Origin of the sequence: Sporolituus thermophilus DSM 23256, assembly GCF_900102435.1 — a bacterium.
GTDB lineage: Bacteria > Bacillota > Negativicutes > Sporomusales > Thermosinaceae > Thermosinus > Thermosinus thermophilus.
This window is the reverse complement of sequence record NZ_FNBU01000002.1, coordinates 101164-115228: the sequence shown is the minus strand read 5'-3', so window position 1 is coordinate 115228 and position 14065 is coordinate 101164. Positions and strand designations below refer to the sequence as shown.

The 14065-nt window shown below is 49.4% G+C and carries 16 protein-coding genes; 14 read left to right on the top strand and 2 right to left on the bottom strand.

The window, feature by feature from the left end; genetic code table 11:
• The first annotated feature begins 1 nt into the window (after position 1).
• A complete protein-coding gene (gene pfkA, locus BLQ99_RS01870) occupies positions 2 to 961 on the top strand; it encodes a 6-phosphofructokinase (RefSeq protein ID WP_171904567.1) in 960 nt (319 codons plus the stop codon).
• 47 nt (positions 962 to 1008) lie between these two features.
• Here the strand turns inward: pfkA and BLQ99_RS01865 are convergent, their stop codons facing one another.
• Positions 1009 to 1212, bottom strand: a complete 204-nt coding sequence (locus BLQ99_RS01865) for a hypothetical protein (RefSeq protein ID WP_093687568.1) — start codon at positions 1210 to 1212, stop codon at positions 1009 to 1011.
• Positions 1213 to 1583: 371 nt separating this feature from the next.
• Between BLQ99_RS01865 and BLQ99_RS01860 the strand changes: the two genes are divergently transcribed.
• The 9 genes from BLQ99_RS01860 to BLQ99_RS01820 all read left to right on the top strand — a co-directional run bounded on the left by BLQ99_RS01860 (position 1584) and on the right by BLQ99_RS01820 (position 10128).
• On the top strand, positions 1584 to 1766 hold the full coding sequence (locus BLQ99_RS01860) for a 4Fe-4S dicluster domain-containing protein (protein WP_232199103.1): 183 nt from the start codon (positions 1584 to 1586) through the stop codon (positions 1764 to 1766).
• A gap of 32 nt (positions 1767 to 1798) precedes the next feature.
• Positions 1799 to 2992 (top strand): dissimilatory-type sulfite reductase subunit alpha, encoded by a 1194-nt coding sequence (gene dsrA, locus BLQ99_RS01855; protein ID WP_093687566.1) that lies wholly within the window; start codon positions 1799 to 1801, stop codon positions 2990 to 2992.
• A complete protein-coding gene (gene dsrB / locus BLQ99_RS01850) occupies positions 2985 to 4043 on the top strand; it encodes a dissimilatory-type sulfite reductase subunit beta (RefSeq protein WP_171904566.1) in 1059 nt (352 codons plus the stop codon). Before dsrA ends, dsrB begins: the two co-directional genes overlap by 8 nt.
• 27 nt (positions 4044 to 4070) lie before the next feature.
• Entirely contained in the window at positions 4071 to 4886 is an 816-nt protein-coding gene (locus BLQ99_RS01845; RefSeq protein WP_093687562.1) for a respiratory nitrate reductase subunit gamma, read from the top strand.
• Position 4887: 1 nt separating this feature from the next.
• The gene (gene dsrK / locus BLQ99_RS01840) at positions 4888 to 6222 is read left to right on the top strand and encodes a sulfate reduction electron transfer complex DsrMKJOP subunit DsrK (RefSeq protein ID WP_093687560.1); all 1335 of its coding nucleotides are present in this window, start codon (positions 4888 to 4890) and stop codon (positions 6220 to 6222) included.
• A 25-nt stretch (positions 6223 to 6247) separates the two neighbouring features.
• Positions 6248 to 6565 carry a TusE/DsrC/DsvC family sulfur relay protein gene (locus BLQ99_RS01835; protein ID WP_007289110.1) on the top strand — a complete coding sequence of 106 codons (318 nt, stop codon included), beginning with the start codon at positions 6248 to 6250 and terminating at the stop codon, positions 6563 to 6565.
• Positions 6566 to 6898: 333 nt separating this feature from the next.
• Positions 6899 to 8233 carry a YeiH family protein gene (locus tag BLQ99_RS01830; RefSeq protein ID WP_007289109.1) on the top strand — a complete coding sequence of 445 codons (1335 nt, stop codon included), beginning with the start codon at positions 6899 to 6901 and terminating at the stop codon, positions 8231 to 8233.
• 99 nt (positions 8234 to 8332) lie between these two features.
• A complete protein-coding gene (locus BLQ99_RS01825; protein WP_245690214.1) occupies positions 8333 to 8677 on the top strand; it encodes a hypothetical protein in 345 nt (114 codons plus the stop codon).
• 23 nt (positions 8678 to 8700) lie between these two features.
• Positions 8701 to 10128, top strand: a complete 1428-nt coding sequence (locus BLQ99_RS01820; RefSeq protein ID WP_093687558.1) for a cobyrinic acid a,c-diamide synthase CobB — start codon at positions 8701 to 8703, stop codon at positions 10126 to 10128.
• A 29-nt stretch (positions 10129 to 10157) separates the two neighbouring features.
• Here the strand turns inward: BLQ99_RS01820 and BLQ99_RS01815 are convergent, their stop codons facing one another.
• Positions 10158 to 10436: a CC/Se motif family (seleno)protein gene (locus BLQ99_RS01815; protein WP_093687556.1), complete on the bottom strand. Its 279-nt coding sequence runs from the start codon at positions 10434 to 10436 to the stop codon at positions 10158 to 10160.
• A gap of 286 nt (positions 10437 to 10722) precedes the next feature.
• Between BLQ99_RS01815 and BLQ99_RS01810 the strand changes: the two genes are divergently transcribed.
• The 4 genes from BLQ99_RS01810 to larB all read left to right on the top strand — a co-directional run bounded on the left by BLQ99_RS01810 (position 10723) and on the right by larB (position 14062).
• Entirely contained in the window at positions 10723 to 11748 is a 1026-nt protein-coding gene (locus BLQ99_RS01810) for an HD-GYP domain-containing protein (protein WP_245690213.1), read from the top strand.
• 108 nt (positions 11749 to 11856) lie between these two features.
• The gene (locus tag BLQ99_RS01805) at positions 11857 to 12336 is read left to right on the top strand and encodes a hypothetical protein (protein ID WP_093687554.1); all 480 of its coding nucleotides are present in this window, start codon (positions 11857 to 11859) and stop codon (positions 12334 to 12336) included.
• A gap of 162 nt (positions 12337 to 12498) precedes the next feature.
• On the top strand, positions 12499 to 13323 hold the full coding sequence (gene larE, locus BLQ99_RS01800; protein WP_093687552.1) for an ATP-dependent sacrificial sulfur transferase LarE: 825 nt from the start codon (positions 12499 to 12501) through the stop codon (positions 13321 to 13323).
• On the top strand, positions 13310 to 14062 hold the full coding sequence (larB, locus tag BLQ99_RS01795) for a nickel pincer cofactor biosynthesis protein LarB (protein ID WP_093687550.1): 753 nt from the start codon (positions 13310 to 13312) through the stop codon (positions 14060 to 14062). The genes larE and larB overlap by 14 nt, the downstream gene beginning before the upstream one ends.
• The last annotated feature ends 3 nt before the right edge of the window (positions 14063 to 14065 follow it).

Genomic DNA, 14065 nt, shown 5'->3' with positions numbered 1-14065 from the left:
AGTGAAACGGTTAGCTGTCCTCACTAGCGGTGGCGACGCTCCTGGTATGAACGCTTGTATCCGGGCCGTCGTGCGGAAAGGTATTTATCACGGGTTCGACGTTTTCGGCGTCGAGCGGGGATATGAAGGTGTTATTGACGGCTTATTTCGGCCCATGGGGCTGAATTCTGTAGCCGGTATCATCCAGCACGGCGGCACTATGCTTAAAACCGCACGGAGCGAGCGTTTTACAACCGCCGAGGGGTTTGCTGCCGCCCTGCGTCAATTGCGGCAAATGGCTATCGACGCCCTCATCGTCATTGGTGGCGACGGCTCCATGGCCGGTGCCGCGCGTCTTGCCGCAGCCGGCATTCCTACGGTAGTAATTCCCGGCACCATTGATAACGATATGCCAGGAACGGAATACACCATTGGTTTTGACACGGCGCTAAATACGGTGCTCGAGGCTGTGAACAGAATACGCGACACAGCTGCATCCCACGAACGGGTAGCGGTAGTAGAAGTAATGGGGCGCAGTGCCGGTCATATTGCGTTAATGGCAGGACTGGCCTGCGGCGCCGAAGCAATTTTGTTGCCCGAGCATCCGACCGATATGGATGATATCTGCCGGGGCCTGAAACAAACTTATCAGCGTGGTAAATTATATAGTATCGTTATGGTAGCCGAGGGGGCGGGCAAGGGATTTGATGTCGCTGCGCAAATCGCTGAACGGACAGGTTTCAAGCCGCACGTTACCGTTCTAGGTTACATTCAGCGGGGAGGTAGCCCTTCCGCTTTGGATAACATCATGGGCAGTCGTATGGGGGCATTAGCCGTGGATACAGTTATTCAAGGCAATGTTAACCGGCTCATTGCCTTCCGGCAAGGGCAACTTGTCGCCGTCCCTTACGAACAGGCTTTTGCTGATAAACGCGGCATCGATCTGGCGTTGTATGAACTTGCCAGCATTTTGGCCATATAATGGAAAAACATCCCTTAAAGCACAAGTTGCGCTTTAAGGGATGTTTTTTATTCCGATAATTTAAGGTTGTACTGGGAACGCAAATCTTCTTCCAGTTTTCGGTTGTTCGCATCGATTACATCCAGTGTAGCTTTAATCATTGACATGAGAGCGCGCAGAAAAGCCTCTTCTTCCGTATTTTGGGCAAGGCGCTCTTCATAAAACTGTCGGTGCAGTTTTCCCAGTTCCTTACGGGTATAACCCAGACCCATGACATCACCGCCTCATAGGTTTGTTTGATTTTTGGCTAAAACTTCCACAAGGATGAGCCCTTTTCCTGCCCAAAATAGCGCAAATTTGTAAAAAGGGAATTTGCCAAGGCATGACTTTTAAAGGTAGTTTATACAGCCTATAAACAATTATTTATAACAGGCAAACCAAATATGATACCCGGTATGAGACGAAGTATACTTGTCGTTGTCTTAAAATTCTGGTACGCTTATATTGTAACAAATATCACAAACTTGTGTAAAATGGAAGGAATGGGTGAGTTGCCCGGTAATTCACATTTGCTGTGCCGGATAGGGTTTGTAGGTCCGTACATGGTAGTTTAATGCTGTGGGGGAGGTGAAAAGTTGTGTACATGGTAACTATTGACGCCGAAAAATGTGTAGGCTGCAACCAGTGTGCCTCTGCTTGCCCCGCCAAAATTCTGGCGATGGCTGACGGCAAGGCCGAAGTATGCGGCGACTGTGCCGAGTGCCTGGGCTGTCAGACATGCTCCATTTCTTGCCCTGTTGGCGCTGTAACAGTTATGGAATTTTAAAATGTTTTTTAAATTATACGGAGGTGAATAGTATGGCAGAATCCAAAACTCCGCTTTTGGATGAGCTGGAAAAAGGTGCTTGGCCTAGTTTTGTTACTGAAATGAAGAAGGCCGCAGCCAAAAAAGAAAACGCGAAAGACTTGATGCAGCAACTTGAAAAGTCCTATAAGGACAAAATCGGTTACTGGAAACACGGCGGCATTGTTGGCGTCAAAGGTTACGGCGGCGGCGTTATCGGCCGTTATTCGGCCCGTCCTGACGAATTTCCGAACGTCGCGGAATTCCATACTCTTCGCGTCAATCAGGTGCCCGGCTTCTTCTACACTACTAAAGCTCTGCGCGACCTCTGCGAAACTTGGGACAAGTATGGCAGCGGTCTCACCAACTTCCATGGTTCTACCGGCGACATCATTCTGCTGGGCACCAACACGCAAAACTTGCAGCCTTGCTTTGATGAGCTGAGCGAGAAGGGCTGGGATCTGGGCGGTTCCGGCGGCGGTCTTCGTACCCCGAGCGGCTGCGTGGGGATGGCCCGCTGTGAGTTTGCCTGTATTGACAGCATGGATTTTGTACTGGAAGTAACCCGTCACTTCCAAGATGCACTGCATCGTCCCGCCTGGCCTTATAAGTTTAAAATTAAATGCTCAGCCTGCCCGAACGATTGCGCCGCGGCAACAGCGCGTTCGGACCTCGCCATAATCGGCACTTGGCGCGATACTTTGAAAATTGACCAAGAGGCTGTTCGTGAGTATGTAAATAACGGTTTCAATATTTATGGCCTGGTAATCGGTAAGTGTCCGACCAAAGCGCTTGACTGGGATGCCGAGAAGAAAGAACTCAAGTTCTGTGCCGAAGATTGCGTCCGTTGCATGAACTGTATCAACATGATGCCTAAGGCTATTTCGATCGGTTCGGAGCGCGGCGCAACCGTGCTCATTGGCGGTAAGGCGCCGGTAGTTAAGTCGGCCTTTATTGGCTGGGTTATTGTACCGTTCATTAAGTGTGAAGCTCCTTACACCGAACTGTTTGATCTCATAACCAAAATTACCGAGTACTTTGATGAACATGCCAAGCCTCGTGAGCGTATTGGCGAACTCATCTATCGTGTAGGCATGGGCAACTTCCTGCGCGCCATCGGTTTGCCGCCCGTACCGCAAATGGTAAGCGCTCCGCGTGCTAACCCGTACATTTTCTGGCAAGATGAGGAGGTTGTTAATCGTGGCTAGAACAGATTTCGGACCGCCCGATTATCGGCAAATGATCCCCCCGGTGATTGCGAGAAACTACGGCAAATGGAAGTACCACACTATTCCGCAACCTGGCGTCCTGAAGCATGTCAGCGAATCGGGTGAAGTGCTGTATTCGGTTCGTATTGCTTCGGCGCGTTTGGTCAGCACCGATTTCATCCAAGAGATCTGTGATATTGCCGACAAATACTGTGACGGTTATCTCCGCTTCACCACTCGTCACAATGTGGAATTCTTAGTTTCCGATGAAACAAAACTGCAGCCGCTGTTGGATGAACTCAAATCTCGCAACTTCCTGGTAGGCGGCACCGGTAATGCCATCAGCAACGTTGTTCATACGCAAGGATGGGTGCATTGCCATACTCCGGCAACTGACGCTTCTGGTATTGTTAAATCCATGATGGACGAACTTCACGGTTACTTCACGACCATGAAGCTGCCGGCAAGACTGCGTCTGGCCGTAGCGTGTTGCGTGAATATGTGCGGCGCCTGCCACTGCTCCGATATTGCAATTGTGGGCATACATAGAGCGGTGCCTCGTATCAACCATGAGGGCGTTGCCAAGGCTTGCGAAATTCCGTCTGTTATTGCCGCTTGCCCGACCGGCGCTATTCGTCCGAACCCGAAACTTAAGAGCGTCGAAGTCATTAAAGAAAAATGCATGTATTGCGGTAACTGCTATACCATGTGCCCGTCCATGGAAATTCAGGACGCCGAAAATGACGGCATCTCCATCTGGGTTGGCGGTAAAGTCTCGAACGCGAGAACGGCGCCGAAGTTTTCCCGTCTTGCCATTCCCTATCTGCCCAACAATCCGCCGCGTTGGCCCGAAGTTACCGATGCCGTTAAACACCTGGTGGAAGTCTGGGCAGCCCATGCCAAACCGGGTGAGCGGATGGGCGAGTGGATCGACCGCATCGGTTGGGAGCGCTTCTTCAAGCTGACCGGCCTGCCGTTCACTGACAAGCATATCGACGACTTCAATTTTGCGCCTACAACCTTCCGTTCGACGACGCAGTTCCGTTTTTAACGCCTGGTTACCCGCTGGAGGTGTAAAATGCTGTACTTTATAGGACAGGTACTTCCTTACATTGCGGGTAGTATATTCTTGATAGGCGTGGTTTACCGGGTAATGCGTTGGCTGAAAGTGCCGGTGCCCTTTCAGCTGACTCTCTTCCCGGCGCCGAAGGACGGCACGGGACGTGTGACGGCTGTCGCTACCGAAATGGTTTTCTTAAAGAGTCTCTATAAAAATGATAAAAGCCTTTGGCTTTGGGTGTGGCTGCTGCATGTGTCCCTTGCGCTGGTGCTGGGGGGCCACGTTGTTGGAATCTATTACCTCATGAACCAGTTCACCTTGATCGGATTGACGCCGCAGGCGAGTCAGGCTCTTTCTTCCGTACTGGGCACAACCGCCGGCATCGTGCTAATGGTCGCATTAATAGTGTTATTCTGGCGTAGAATTTCTGATCCCGAAGTTAAACGCCTTTCCGATCCGGCTGATTATTTTGACCTGTTGTTAATCTTGCTGGTTGTGATCACCGGCAATCATATGCGTCTGCCGAACGTCCATGTCGATTTACCGGCGATCAAAGCCTATATTGGCGGGCTGCTGACTTTTCATCCAACGCCGATTCCGGAAAATTTGGTATTCATTACCCATTTTCTCCTTGTAAACATATTGCTTATCTATTTCCCCTTCTCCAAACTAATGCATGTTGCCGGTTTCTTCGTCAACCGTGCTATGTTGGTCGAAGCGGCACCTGTTTATCCGACTCCGGCCGGAACGCCTGTCCGCTCTTCTTTCGCCAGCAAGCAGACTGTCCTGCCCGGGACTGGCACGGGACAGTCTACGGTAACCAGGGGGGTGTAGCATGAAAATTCCACTCCATTTGGCTAAAGACAAAGAAGTGCAATCCATCGGAATTACGCCCGTTCCCGAAGCCGAGCAAAAGGCGAAGACATTGGCGCAAATCGAAGAATATCGTCAGCTGGCCCGCTCCCTGATGGTAATGTTAGAAACCTGCACGAAGTGCGGGGCTTGCGCCAAACAATGCCACAGCTATCTTGGAACAGGCGATTTCAACAACATCCCTGCTGCTCGTGCCGACTTGTTCCGCAAAATTTATAAGCGGTATTTCACGATTACCGGCCGGCTGCTGGCGCGGTTTAGCGGCGCGGAAGACTTTGATGCCGAGACGCTCGAGAAATGGGTCACTTATTTTTACCAGTGTAATGAATGTCGCCGCTGCGCTGTATTTTGTCCTTTCGGTATTGATACGGCTGAAATTACGATTGCTGCGCGGCACATTCTAACTCAGATTGGGGTTGTGCCCCGTTTCATGATTGGTATCGCCAATAATATGGCCAAAACCGGCAACAACATGGGTATTCCTAAGCCTGCTATTCTCGATTGCTGTGAATTCATGGAAGACGAGATGCGGGAAGAAACGGGTTTAGAGATTAAAATACCTGTCGATAAACCCAACTCCGATGTGCTCTACGTACCTTCGTCAGCCGATTTCTTTACCAATGTTGATACCATGATTGGCGTTGCCAAAATGTTTTACTATCTTGGCGTCAATTGGACAATTTCATCGTCTATTCTTGAAGCTGCCAACTTTGGGCTTCTCTTTGATCTTAATACTATGAAGGAGCATAACCAACGCCTGCGCAGAGCCGCGGCGGAAGTAGGCGCTTCGTTAGTAGTGCAAGGTGAGTGTGGCCACGGTTGGCGCGCAGCGAAGATGTACACCGAAGGGGCGAACGGTCCGGCGCCGTTTAAATTGGTTCATGTTTTGGACTATGCCGCCGAAAACTTACCGAAGTTTAAACTGAAAAAACAGCCGATGCGGGTAACTCTTCATGATCCCTGTAACTATGCCCGCGCCGGCGATATCATCGAGCAGCCCCGTGCTATTATTCGCGCTTGTGTCACGGAGTTTGTCGAGATGACACCTAACCGCGAGCGCAATTTCTGCTGTGGCGGCGGTTCCGGCATCCTGATGGATGAGATGATGGAAATCCGGATGAAGCTTGGCAAGAAAAAGGCCGAGCAAGTCAAAGAACTAGGTCATTTGGATTACTTTGCCACCCCGTGCTCCATCTGCAAGGCCCAGTTGCCGCTTGTGATGAACCATTACGGCATGGGTGATTTGAAGATGGGCGGTGTCATGGATCTATTAGGCAAAGCACTCATTTTAGAATGACAACCACTGACAGGAGGTAAAAACCATGGCATTCCTAAACGTAAACGGAAAGCAAATCGAAATTGACGAAGACGGTTTCCTTGTAAACCCGGAAGACTGGAACGAAGAGGTTGTCCAGGCTTTCGCCAAATTAGAAGATGTAGCCGAGCTTACCGAAGACCATTGGAAAGTCATCAACTACTTGCGTGACTACTACAAGCAATTCGGTATTGCGCCCATGATCCGCAAACTTTGCAAGGATACCGGCTTTACGCTGAAGCAAATCTACGATATGTTCCCCTCCGGACCGGCGAAAGGCGCCTGCAAGCTGGCTGGTCTTCCCAAACCTACCGGTTGCGTCTGATACCTCTATGGATGCCACCTGTGTAAGATGGCACAGGTGGCATCTTACTCCAAGCATTTGTGAAAAGAAACTCTTTCCACAAATGCCACTTTTCAATTATCTTACCTAATGCAGCGGTGTGACACATATATATGATACCAGGAATTATTCTTACATGATTTTGCCTGATGCGCCCAAAAAGCATCATATACAGCATAAGCTACGGCTGGGAAGTTGAGTTCTTAACTGATTATGGCAAAAAAGGGGGGAGTGCCGGCAATAGAACGAAATTTCTTGTTTGCCTGAAAGAAAGAATAGGTAAAGTCTGGCTAGTTAGCGAAGGAGGTAGTTGGTATGGCTGGTGTTCCGCAAACATCTATTCCGTGGTTTAAGAGAGAAGACACATGGGCTATCTTTATTGCTTTAGGTTTAGTTTTGGCCATCACTCTTGCCTTTTTTGCCGGCTCAATTGGGTTTTTTAAATCCATGGCGGTCGGCTTCCCTGCTTGGAAAGATTTCGGCAAAGCGATAGCCGGTGTAACGAGTAAGTCGGGCGGACTCTTCATTTTGTGGTTATTCTTTCTTATCGCTTTTGGCTTTGCGGCAAGGGTAATGGGGGTAAAGGTTCCCCATTTTGCTGCCGGTTATACGGTACTCTTCCTCTTATCTGTGGGGGTTGTAGTTCTGGGTAACTACAGTCCTACCAAGGACTGGCTGGAGGCTCCCCTTATTGCCTTGGCGTTGGGGCTTGTTGTGGGTAATACGGTAAAGCTTCCGCAGTGGTTTCAGGCGGCCTTAAAGACTGAGTTCTATGTAAAAACAGGCATTATCCTCATGGGAGCTACGTTACCGTTTACTATTATCCTTAAAGCCGGCCCGCTTGCCATGCTGCAAGCTACCATTGTATCGGTCGTTACCTTTGTTTCGATTTTTGTGGCTGCTACCCGCTTGTTCGGACTTGATCCCCGTTTTGCGGCCTGCCTTGGCGCCGGCGGCTCGATTTGCGGCGTGTCTGGCTCGATCGCTATCGGTGGCGCCTGTCGTGCCGAAAAAGAACATGTTTCTGTTGCAATTTCCATGGTCGTTATCTGGGCCGTTGTTATGATCTTCCTGCTTCCGTTATGGTGTAAGGCCCTGGGTATGGAACCCGGTCCCGCCGGCGCCTGGATCGGTACTTCCGAATTTGCCGATGCCGCCGGTTTTGCCGCTGCTGCCGCGATCGGCGACGAGCGGGCGATCAAAACCTTTACGCTGATGAAAGTCGTCGGCCGTGATATGTTTGTCGGTATCTGGGCAATCATCGTTGCTTTCCTCTCTGTAACAGTATGGGAGAAGAAACCGGCAGCGCAAGCAGAAAGAGTTAACTACGGGGAAGTGTGGAACCGTTTCCCGAAATTCGTCATCGGTTTCTTTATCGCTTCGATTTTCACTACGATTGTAGTTGCAGGTCTTGATCCTAAGCTGGGAGCCAAGTATTCTTCCGACGCCTTAGGCGCAATTAAGGTACTCCGGAACTGGACCTTCACCTGGACCTTCCTTAGCATCGGCTTCACGACCCGTTTCCGTGAATTAACCTCCTTCGGCTGGAAGCCGCTGCTGGCCTTTGCCATTGGCGTAGCGCTCAACGTTCCGCTTGGTTATTGGCTGTCCAACCATGTCTTTGTTGATTACTGGCTGAGCGTTAAATAATATCAAGCAAAGACTAAAGCTGTTCATAAAATGAGCCCGGCAGCCTGTCTGCCGGGCTCATTTTATGATATACTGAGGCTGAGGAAGGAGTAGAGAGCAGTGGCAAAAAACGATCGTTCCATGGTACATCACCTGACGCGAATCACCTTGAAATTGCTTGACGATCCTATTCCGTTCGATCTTGTTCGCAAGGCTCAGCCGCCTAGCGCGAAAGACGTACGTGCTTTTGGCCGGCAGCTTGGCAACCGGGCGGAACGAGTGGCGAAGATGATGGAGTTATTAGCGGCCAAAGGCTTTACCTTTACTGCTGGTAAAGATTGTATTTATGCCGACTCTGCAGAAATGGAAGCCCAAGCAGTGAAAAGATATTTGCTGGAAAACGGTTTTCAGGACCAGGAATTCCAAGTCTATTTAGAATACGTCCGTAAATGGGGAATTATGTGAATGCAGTGAGAGGAGGGGTCGTCATGCCAACCGTTACCGCTGCTAACCTACAACCGGATGGATGCGCTTGGAATGTTCCACGGGTTGTCATTGGGGCTCCTCATGGGCATTCGGGAAAAACGACCATCAGCATAGGCCTGGTTGGAGCGCTGCGCCAGCGCGGAGTGAACGTTCAGCCATTTAAAAAAGGACCGGATTACATTGACCCAAGTTGGCTGGGTTATGCCGCAGGCCGACCTTGCCGCAATTTAGATTGTTATTGGATGACAGCGCCGCAAATTTGGCAAGTGCTTGCCCAGGGTTCAAGCGGCGCAGATATTGTTATAATTGAGGGGGCGATGGGCCTTTTTGACGGCGTTGATTTACAAGGGACGGGAAGTACGGCGCAAATTGCCCGTATTACCCAGTCACCGGTTATTCTTGTCATCGACACCACACGGATGACGCGCAGTATTGCCCCATTAGTTCTCGGTTTCATGCATTTCGATCCTGAGGTCAAAATCGGCGGCATCATTCTCAATAAGGTGGCGCGTGCGCGGCATGAGGCCATGTTGCGCGCTGTCATCAAGGAATACTGCGGCATTCCTGTACTAGGGGCGATTCCGAAAAATGTGAATAGCTTCTTCCCGGAACGGCATCTAGGTTTAGTGCCAGCCGCCGAGCACCAACAGGTGCAAGAAGCAGTTGGACGTAATATTGAAATTGCCGCCAAATATTTGGATTTGCCGGCTATCATCGAGCTGGCAAGGACGGCGCCGTCTTTGCCGACAATATCGGCTCATGCAAGAACTGCCGTCAGTCCCATGGTAAAAATTGGGGTAGTTCGTGATCAAGCATTCACATTCTACTACCCGGAAAACCTTGAAGCGCTTATCGCGGCCGGTGCGGAACTCGTCTATATTGACAGTATGAAAAACCAGATGCTGCCTCCTATCGACGGGCTTTATATTGGTGGCGGCTTCCCTGAAGTATTTGGCGAGGCTATCGAAGCAAATTTCGCGCTACGTCGCTCCATCCGGCGGGCGGCTGAACAAGGCATGCCTATTTATGCCGAGTGTGGGGGATTAATGTACTTGGGGCGCAAAATCTTATGGGGCAATCGCGAGTTTGAAATGTGCGGCGTTCTTCCTATTGACGTGGTGATGGAGAAGAGACCGCAAGGGCATGGCTACACCCTCATGACGGTGGAGCGAGACAACCCCTTCTTTATGACCGGGACACAGGTCAAAGGGCATGAGTTCCACCATTCTAAAGTCATTAATATTGGGGACGGCGTCGATTTTGTTTATCGTGTTGAACGTGGTTTCGGCATCAACGGTCAGTGGGACGGCATTCTCTACCGCAATACTTTTGCTGCTTATAATCATATACATGCCGTAAATAATACTGAGTGGGCGCAGCGGTTTGTCGCTGGTGCGGCGGCATACCGCAAGGGGAGGAAAGCGGGATAATAAAAAGAGGCCAATGTGGCCTCTTTTTATTATGCAAGTCGCCAGCCTTCGATGACCAACTGTTTATATCCGAAAAAACTGGACAAATCAATAGTCAAAGGGATGTCGGGCAGGTCGTCAGGAATATAGACGGTAATACCGTCTATATTTTGGGATTTATAGGCGGCTAAATTTGGGGGGTGACCAAAGCGAACAACCGGCGCTTCTTGCAAATGAATACAGCAGTCAATTAACGGCGGTAATTCGAGGTAAATAGTCTGGTTGCGGGTTTTAATATATTCAAGTGCCTGCGGGGATATGGTGAGCATAGCGACCTCCTTATTTTTGTAATATTCTTCGTCTGATTAGTCGCTAATTCCTGCTGTTTATAATACTCTCATCGGGTGTTGGGAATTAAAACAGGGATTACAAGATCCACTAAATAGTATGCCCTGTCCAATTAAGCTGCAAACTTGTCTTTGGTGTTACCAATAATGGGTTGCTATTTTTTAATAAGGGAATAGCAGGAAATATAACCCTCTTGTTGAATTCAAACACATAACGTCGAATGCAGTCTACCTGGTCTAAGCGGGGGTGGCCTTTATTAGGCAGGTCTTGTTAGCAAACGCCAACGACAGTATGGTTTTAGCTAAAGATGTTCTTGACAATAGTGGTAGAGTTTTACTAACAGCCGGAGTTACGCTACGTCCCGAAACGATTGGGTTACTGCGTAAACACCAGGTTGTATCCATTTGGGTAAAGGATAAATACGATTCTCGGAATCGAGAAATCACTTCCATTCAAAATTTAACGTGTGCGGCTACCAGGCTAAAACTTATCTATAATGTTCAGAATGCCTTTTCTAACCACGAAAAATTCTCTGTATACCTTACCGAACTGCAACAGGTGATTACTCAGGTTGTCTGCGAACTATCCGCAAGAGAGTATGTGCTTATTTATCTTAATGATATACAAATAAAAAGCGAATATTTATTTATGCATAGTGTTAATGTTGGACTGTTCGCAATTGCCATCGGTATGGCTATGGGACTGGAGGAGGAAGAGCTCATACTATTAGGCATGGGCGGACTGCTACATGATTACGGCAAAACGCGAGTTCCGCCACAGATTTTGAATAAAAATGGCCCGCTTAGTTGGAAGGAATTTTGTCAAGTTAAGGAGCACGCGGCGATTGGTTATAACCTTTTACGGTTGGAGGAGCGACTGGATCATCGCGTCAAGCTGATGGCTTTGCAGCACCATGAGCGGTGTGACGGTCGTGGCTATCCATGGGGGATAACAGGTAGCGAAATTCACCCACTGGCGAAAATCGTTGCGGTAGCTGACGTATATGATGCGTTAACTACCGATCGTGTCTATCGACCGCGGATGGAACCATATCAAGCTATCGCGATTATAAATCAAGGGATTGGAAGCCAATTTGATGAAGTTGTTGTGAGAGCTTTTAACCAGGTTGCTGTTCCTTACAATATAGGCAATGTTGTTACTTTGGATAATGGTTTGCGCGGCGCCGTGATCCGCATTAATACATCGCAGCCCGCTCGCCCGGTCGTGTGGACGGAGCAGGGCCCGCTGAACCTTATGCATGAACCGGACATTAATATTGTTACGGTAATTTAAAGGCACAGAGGTTGTGCCTTTTGTTTTTATCGTCAAAGTTCGAATTTGTAAACATAATGAGTAGTAACTGCATAGTATATAGTGACGACTTTTGCAGGAGGTGGGGAGATGGTGGAATTGCAGCATATCCACCTCACATCGTACCGAACCAGTGAATTGCATAATATTTTGGCCTTGATGCAGCTCCAGAACACATATATTAACCGGGTTTATCGCATAATCTACAATTTGTGCACCGATTTTAATGTTGCCAGTAATATAGAATTTCAAGAGTTTACGATGCATTTTAACTTATTTGTCCGTTATCAGGCAGGCGGTGAAGGCTATAGTCAAGCATTGGATGCTATGCAGGTGTACTGTCATGCGCTGCTGGAAAAATTGCTGGATACTCAGGTAATGGCGGCCGAGCAACTGGAACTTGCCGTCGGACATCTGGAACTTGCCGCGCGGGAAGTCAAAGTAAGGACCAATCCCCAAATGCTTCTTCTGAACCAAGCGATCTGTCTGCTTGAAGAAACAGAGCTCAAGATTATTGAGGCGTTAGAAGGTATTCTGCAAAACGCCAAATCGCCGGAACTACAAAATTAAACTATTTTAAACTACGGTGACAGGATTTTTTCTTCGCAAGGTAAAATTATATAAAAAGAATTTTGCGGTCGAAGCCGCTGACAGTTAAGAAAAGCTGTCATGAAGACATAATTTCCAAGACGGATATTATGTCTTTTTTACTATTGACGGAAGGAGAATACTATGAATACTGCAGCAAAATTGGTGAAGCTGGAAAAAATTCTTGCCGAACTGGGACAGGCTGTCGTGGCTTTTTCGGGCGGAGTGGACAGCACATTTTTAGCGGCTGCCGCAAAACGCGTTTTGGGAGAGAAGGTAGTAGCAGTGACAGCCGTGTCGCCAACCTCGTCACAGCGGGAGCAGGAAGATGCCAGCAGGATAGCGCAGGCTCTGGGTATTACCTATTTTATCCTCCCTTCAAACGAACTTGCTAAAAAGGAGTTTACGGTAAATAGCCCTGAGCGGTGCTATTTCTGCAAAAAGGAACGGTTTGGCGCCTTGGTCGCTTGGGCGCAGGAGCAGAATTTACGTTGGGTCATTGAAGGCAGTAATGTCGATGATTTGAACGACTACCGGCCCGGTCTGCGGGCCCTCAGAGAGTTAGCTCAGGTTCGTAGTCCTCTCCTCGAAGCCGGCCTGACCAAAGCCGATATCCGAGCCCTTTCCCGGGAGTGGGGACTTTCAACTTGGGACAAACCTGGCGCCGCCTGTCTTGTTTCACGCCTTGCTTACGGTTTGGAAATTACGACGGATAGGCTTAAGCAAGTAGAAATGGCGGAGGAGTTTCTACGCACTTTTTATCCGGGACAATTCAGGGTCCGCCATCACGGCGATACGGCCCGCATCGAAGTGCCGAAGGAGGACATGGGGATGCTAGTCGCTCGGGCCGCCGAAGTAACGACGCGGCTGAAACAGCTTGGGTTCACCTATGTAGCTCTGGATTTGGCAGGATACCGTACCGGCAGTATGAATGAAATGCTGGCAGGAGGAAAAAATGAACAAGAATAATATCTGCGAGACGCTCCGTGCTTTTCGCGACGGCTATATCTCGATGGATGAAGCAGTAGACCGGTTGAAAAACCTCCCCTATGAAGATTTGGATTTTGCCAAAATTGACCATCATCGCATGATGCGCCAAGGGTTCCCGGAAGTGGTATTTTGTCAGGGTAAAACAATTGACCAGGTAGTAGCTATTATGGAGCGGTTGGTTAAATATAACCATAACATTTTAGCAACGCGAGCCACGCCAGAGATGTACAAGGCTGTTGCCGCCGTTATCCCTGACGCGCGGTTTCACGAGCAGGCCCGGTTGATTGTCGTGGAGCGGCAGCCAGTGGTTGCCGACCCCGACCGAATTATTGTCGTCATGACGGCCGGCACCAGCGATATTCCTGTGGCGGAAGAAGCGGCTATCACGGCGGAAGTCATGGGAAACAAAGTTCGGCGTGTGTATGATGTAGGTGTTGCTGGTATTCACCGGCTGCTCGCCCAACGGCAGATGCTGGAAGAGGCCAATGTTCTCATTGTGGTGGCCGGTATGGAGGGCGCCCTTGCCAGTGTAGTAGGCGGGATGGTAGCAAAACCGGTTATTGCTGTGCCGACCAGTGTTGGTTACGGCGCCAACTTCGGCGGCCTGGCTGCCTTATTGGCAATGCTGAATAGTTGCGCGGCGGGCGTGGCTGTTGTCAACATCGACAACGGATTTGGAGCGGGCCGGCTGGCAAGTATTATCAACCATATGAGGTGAGAA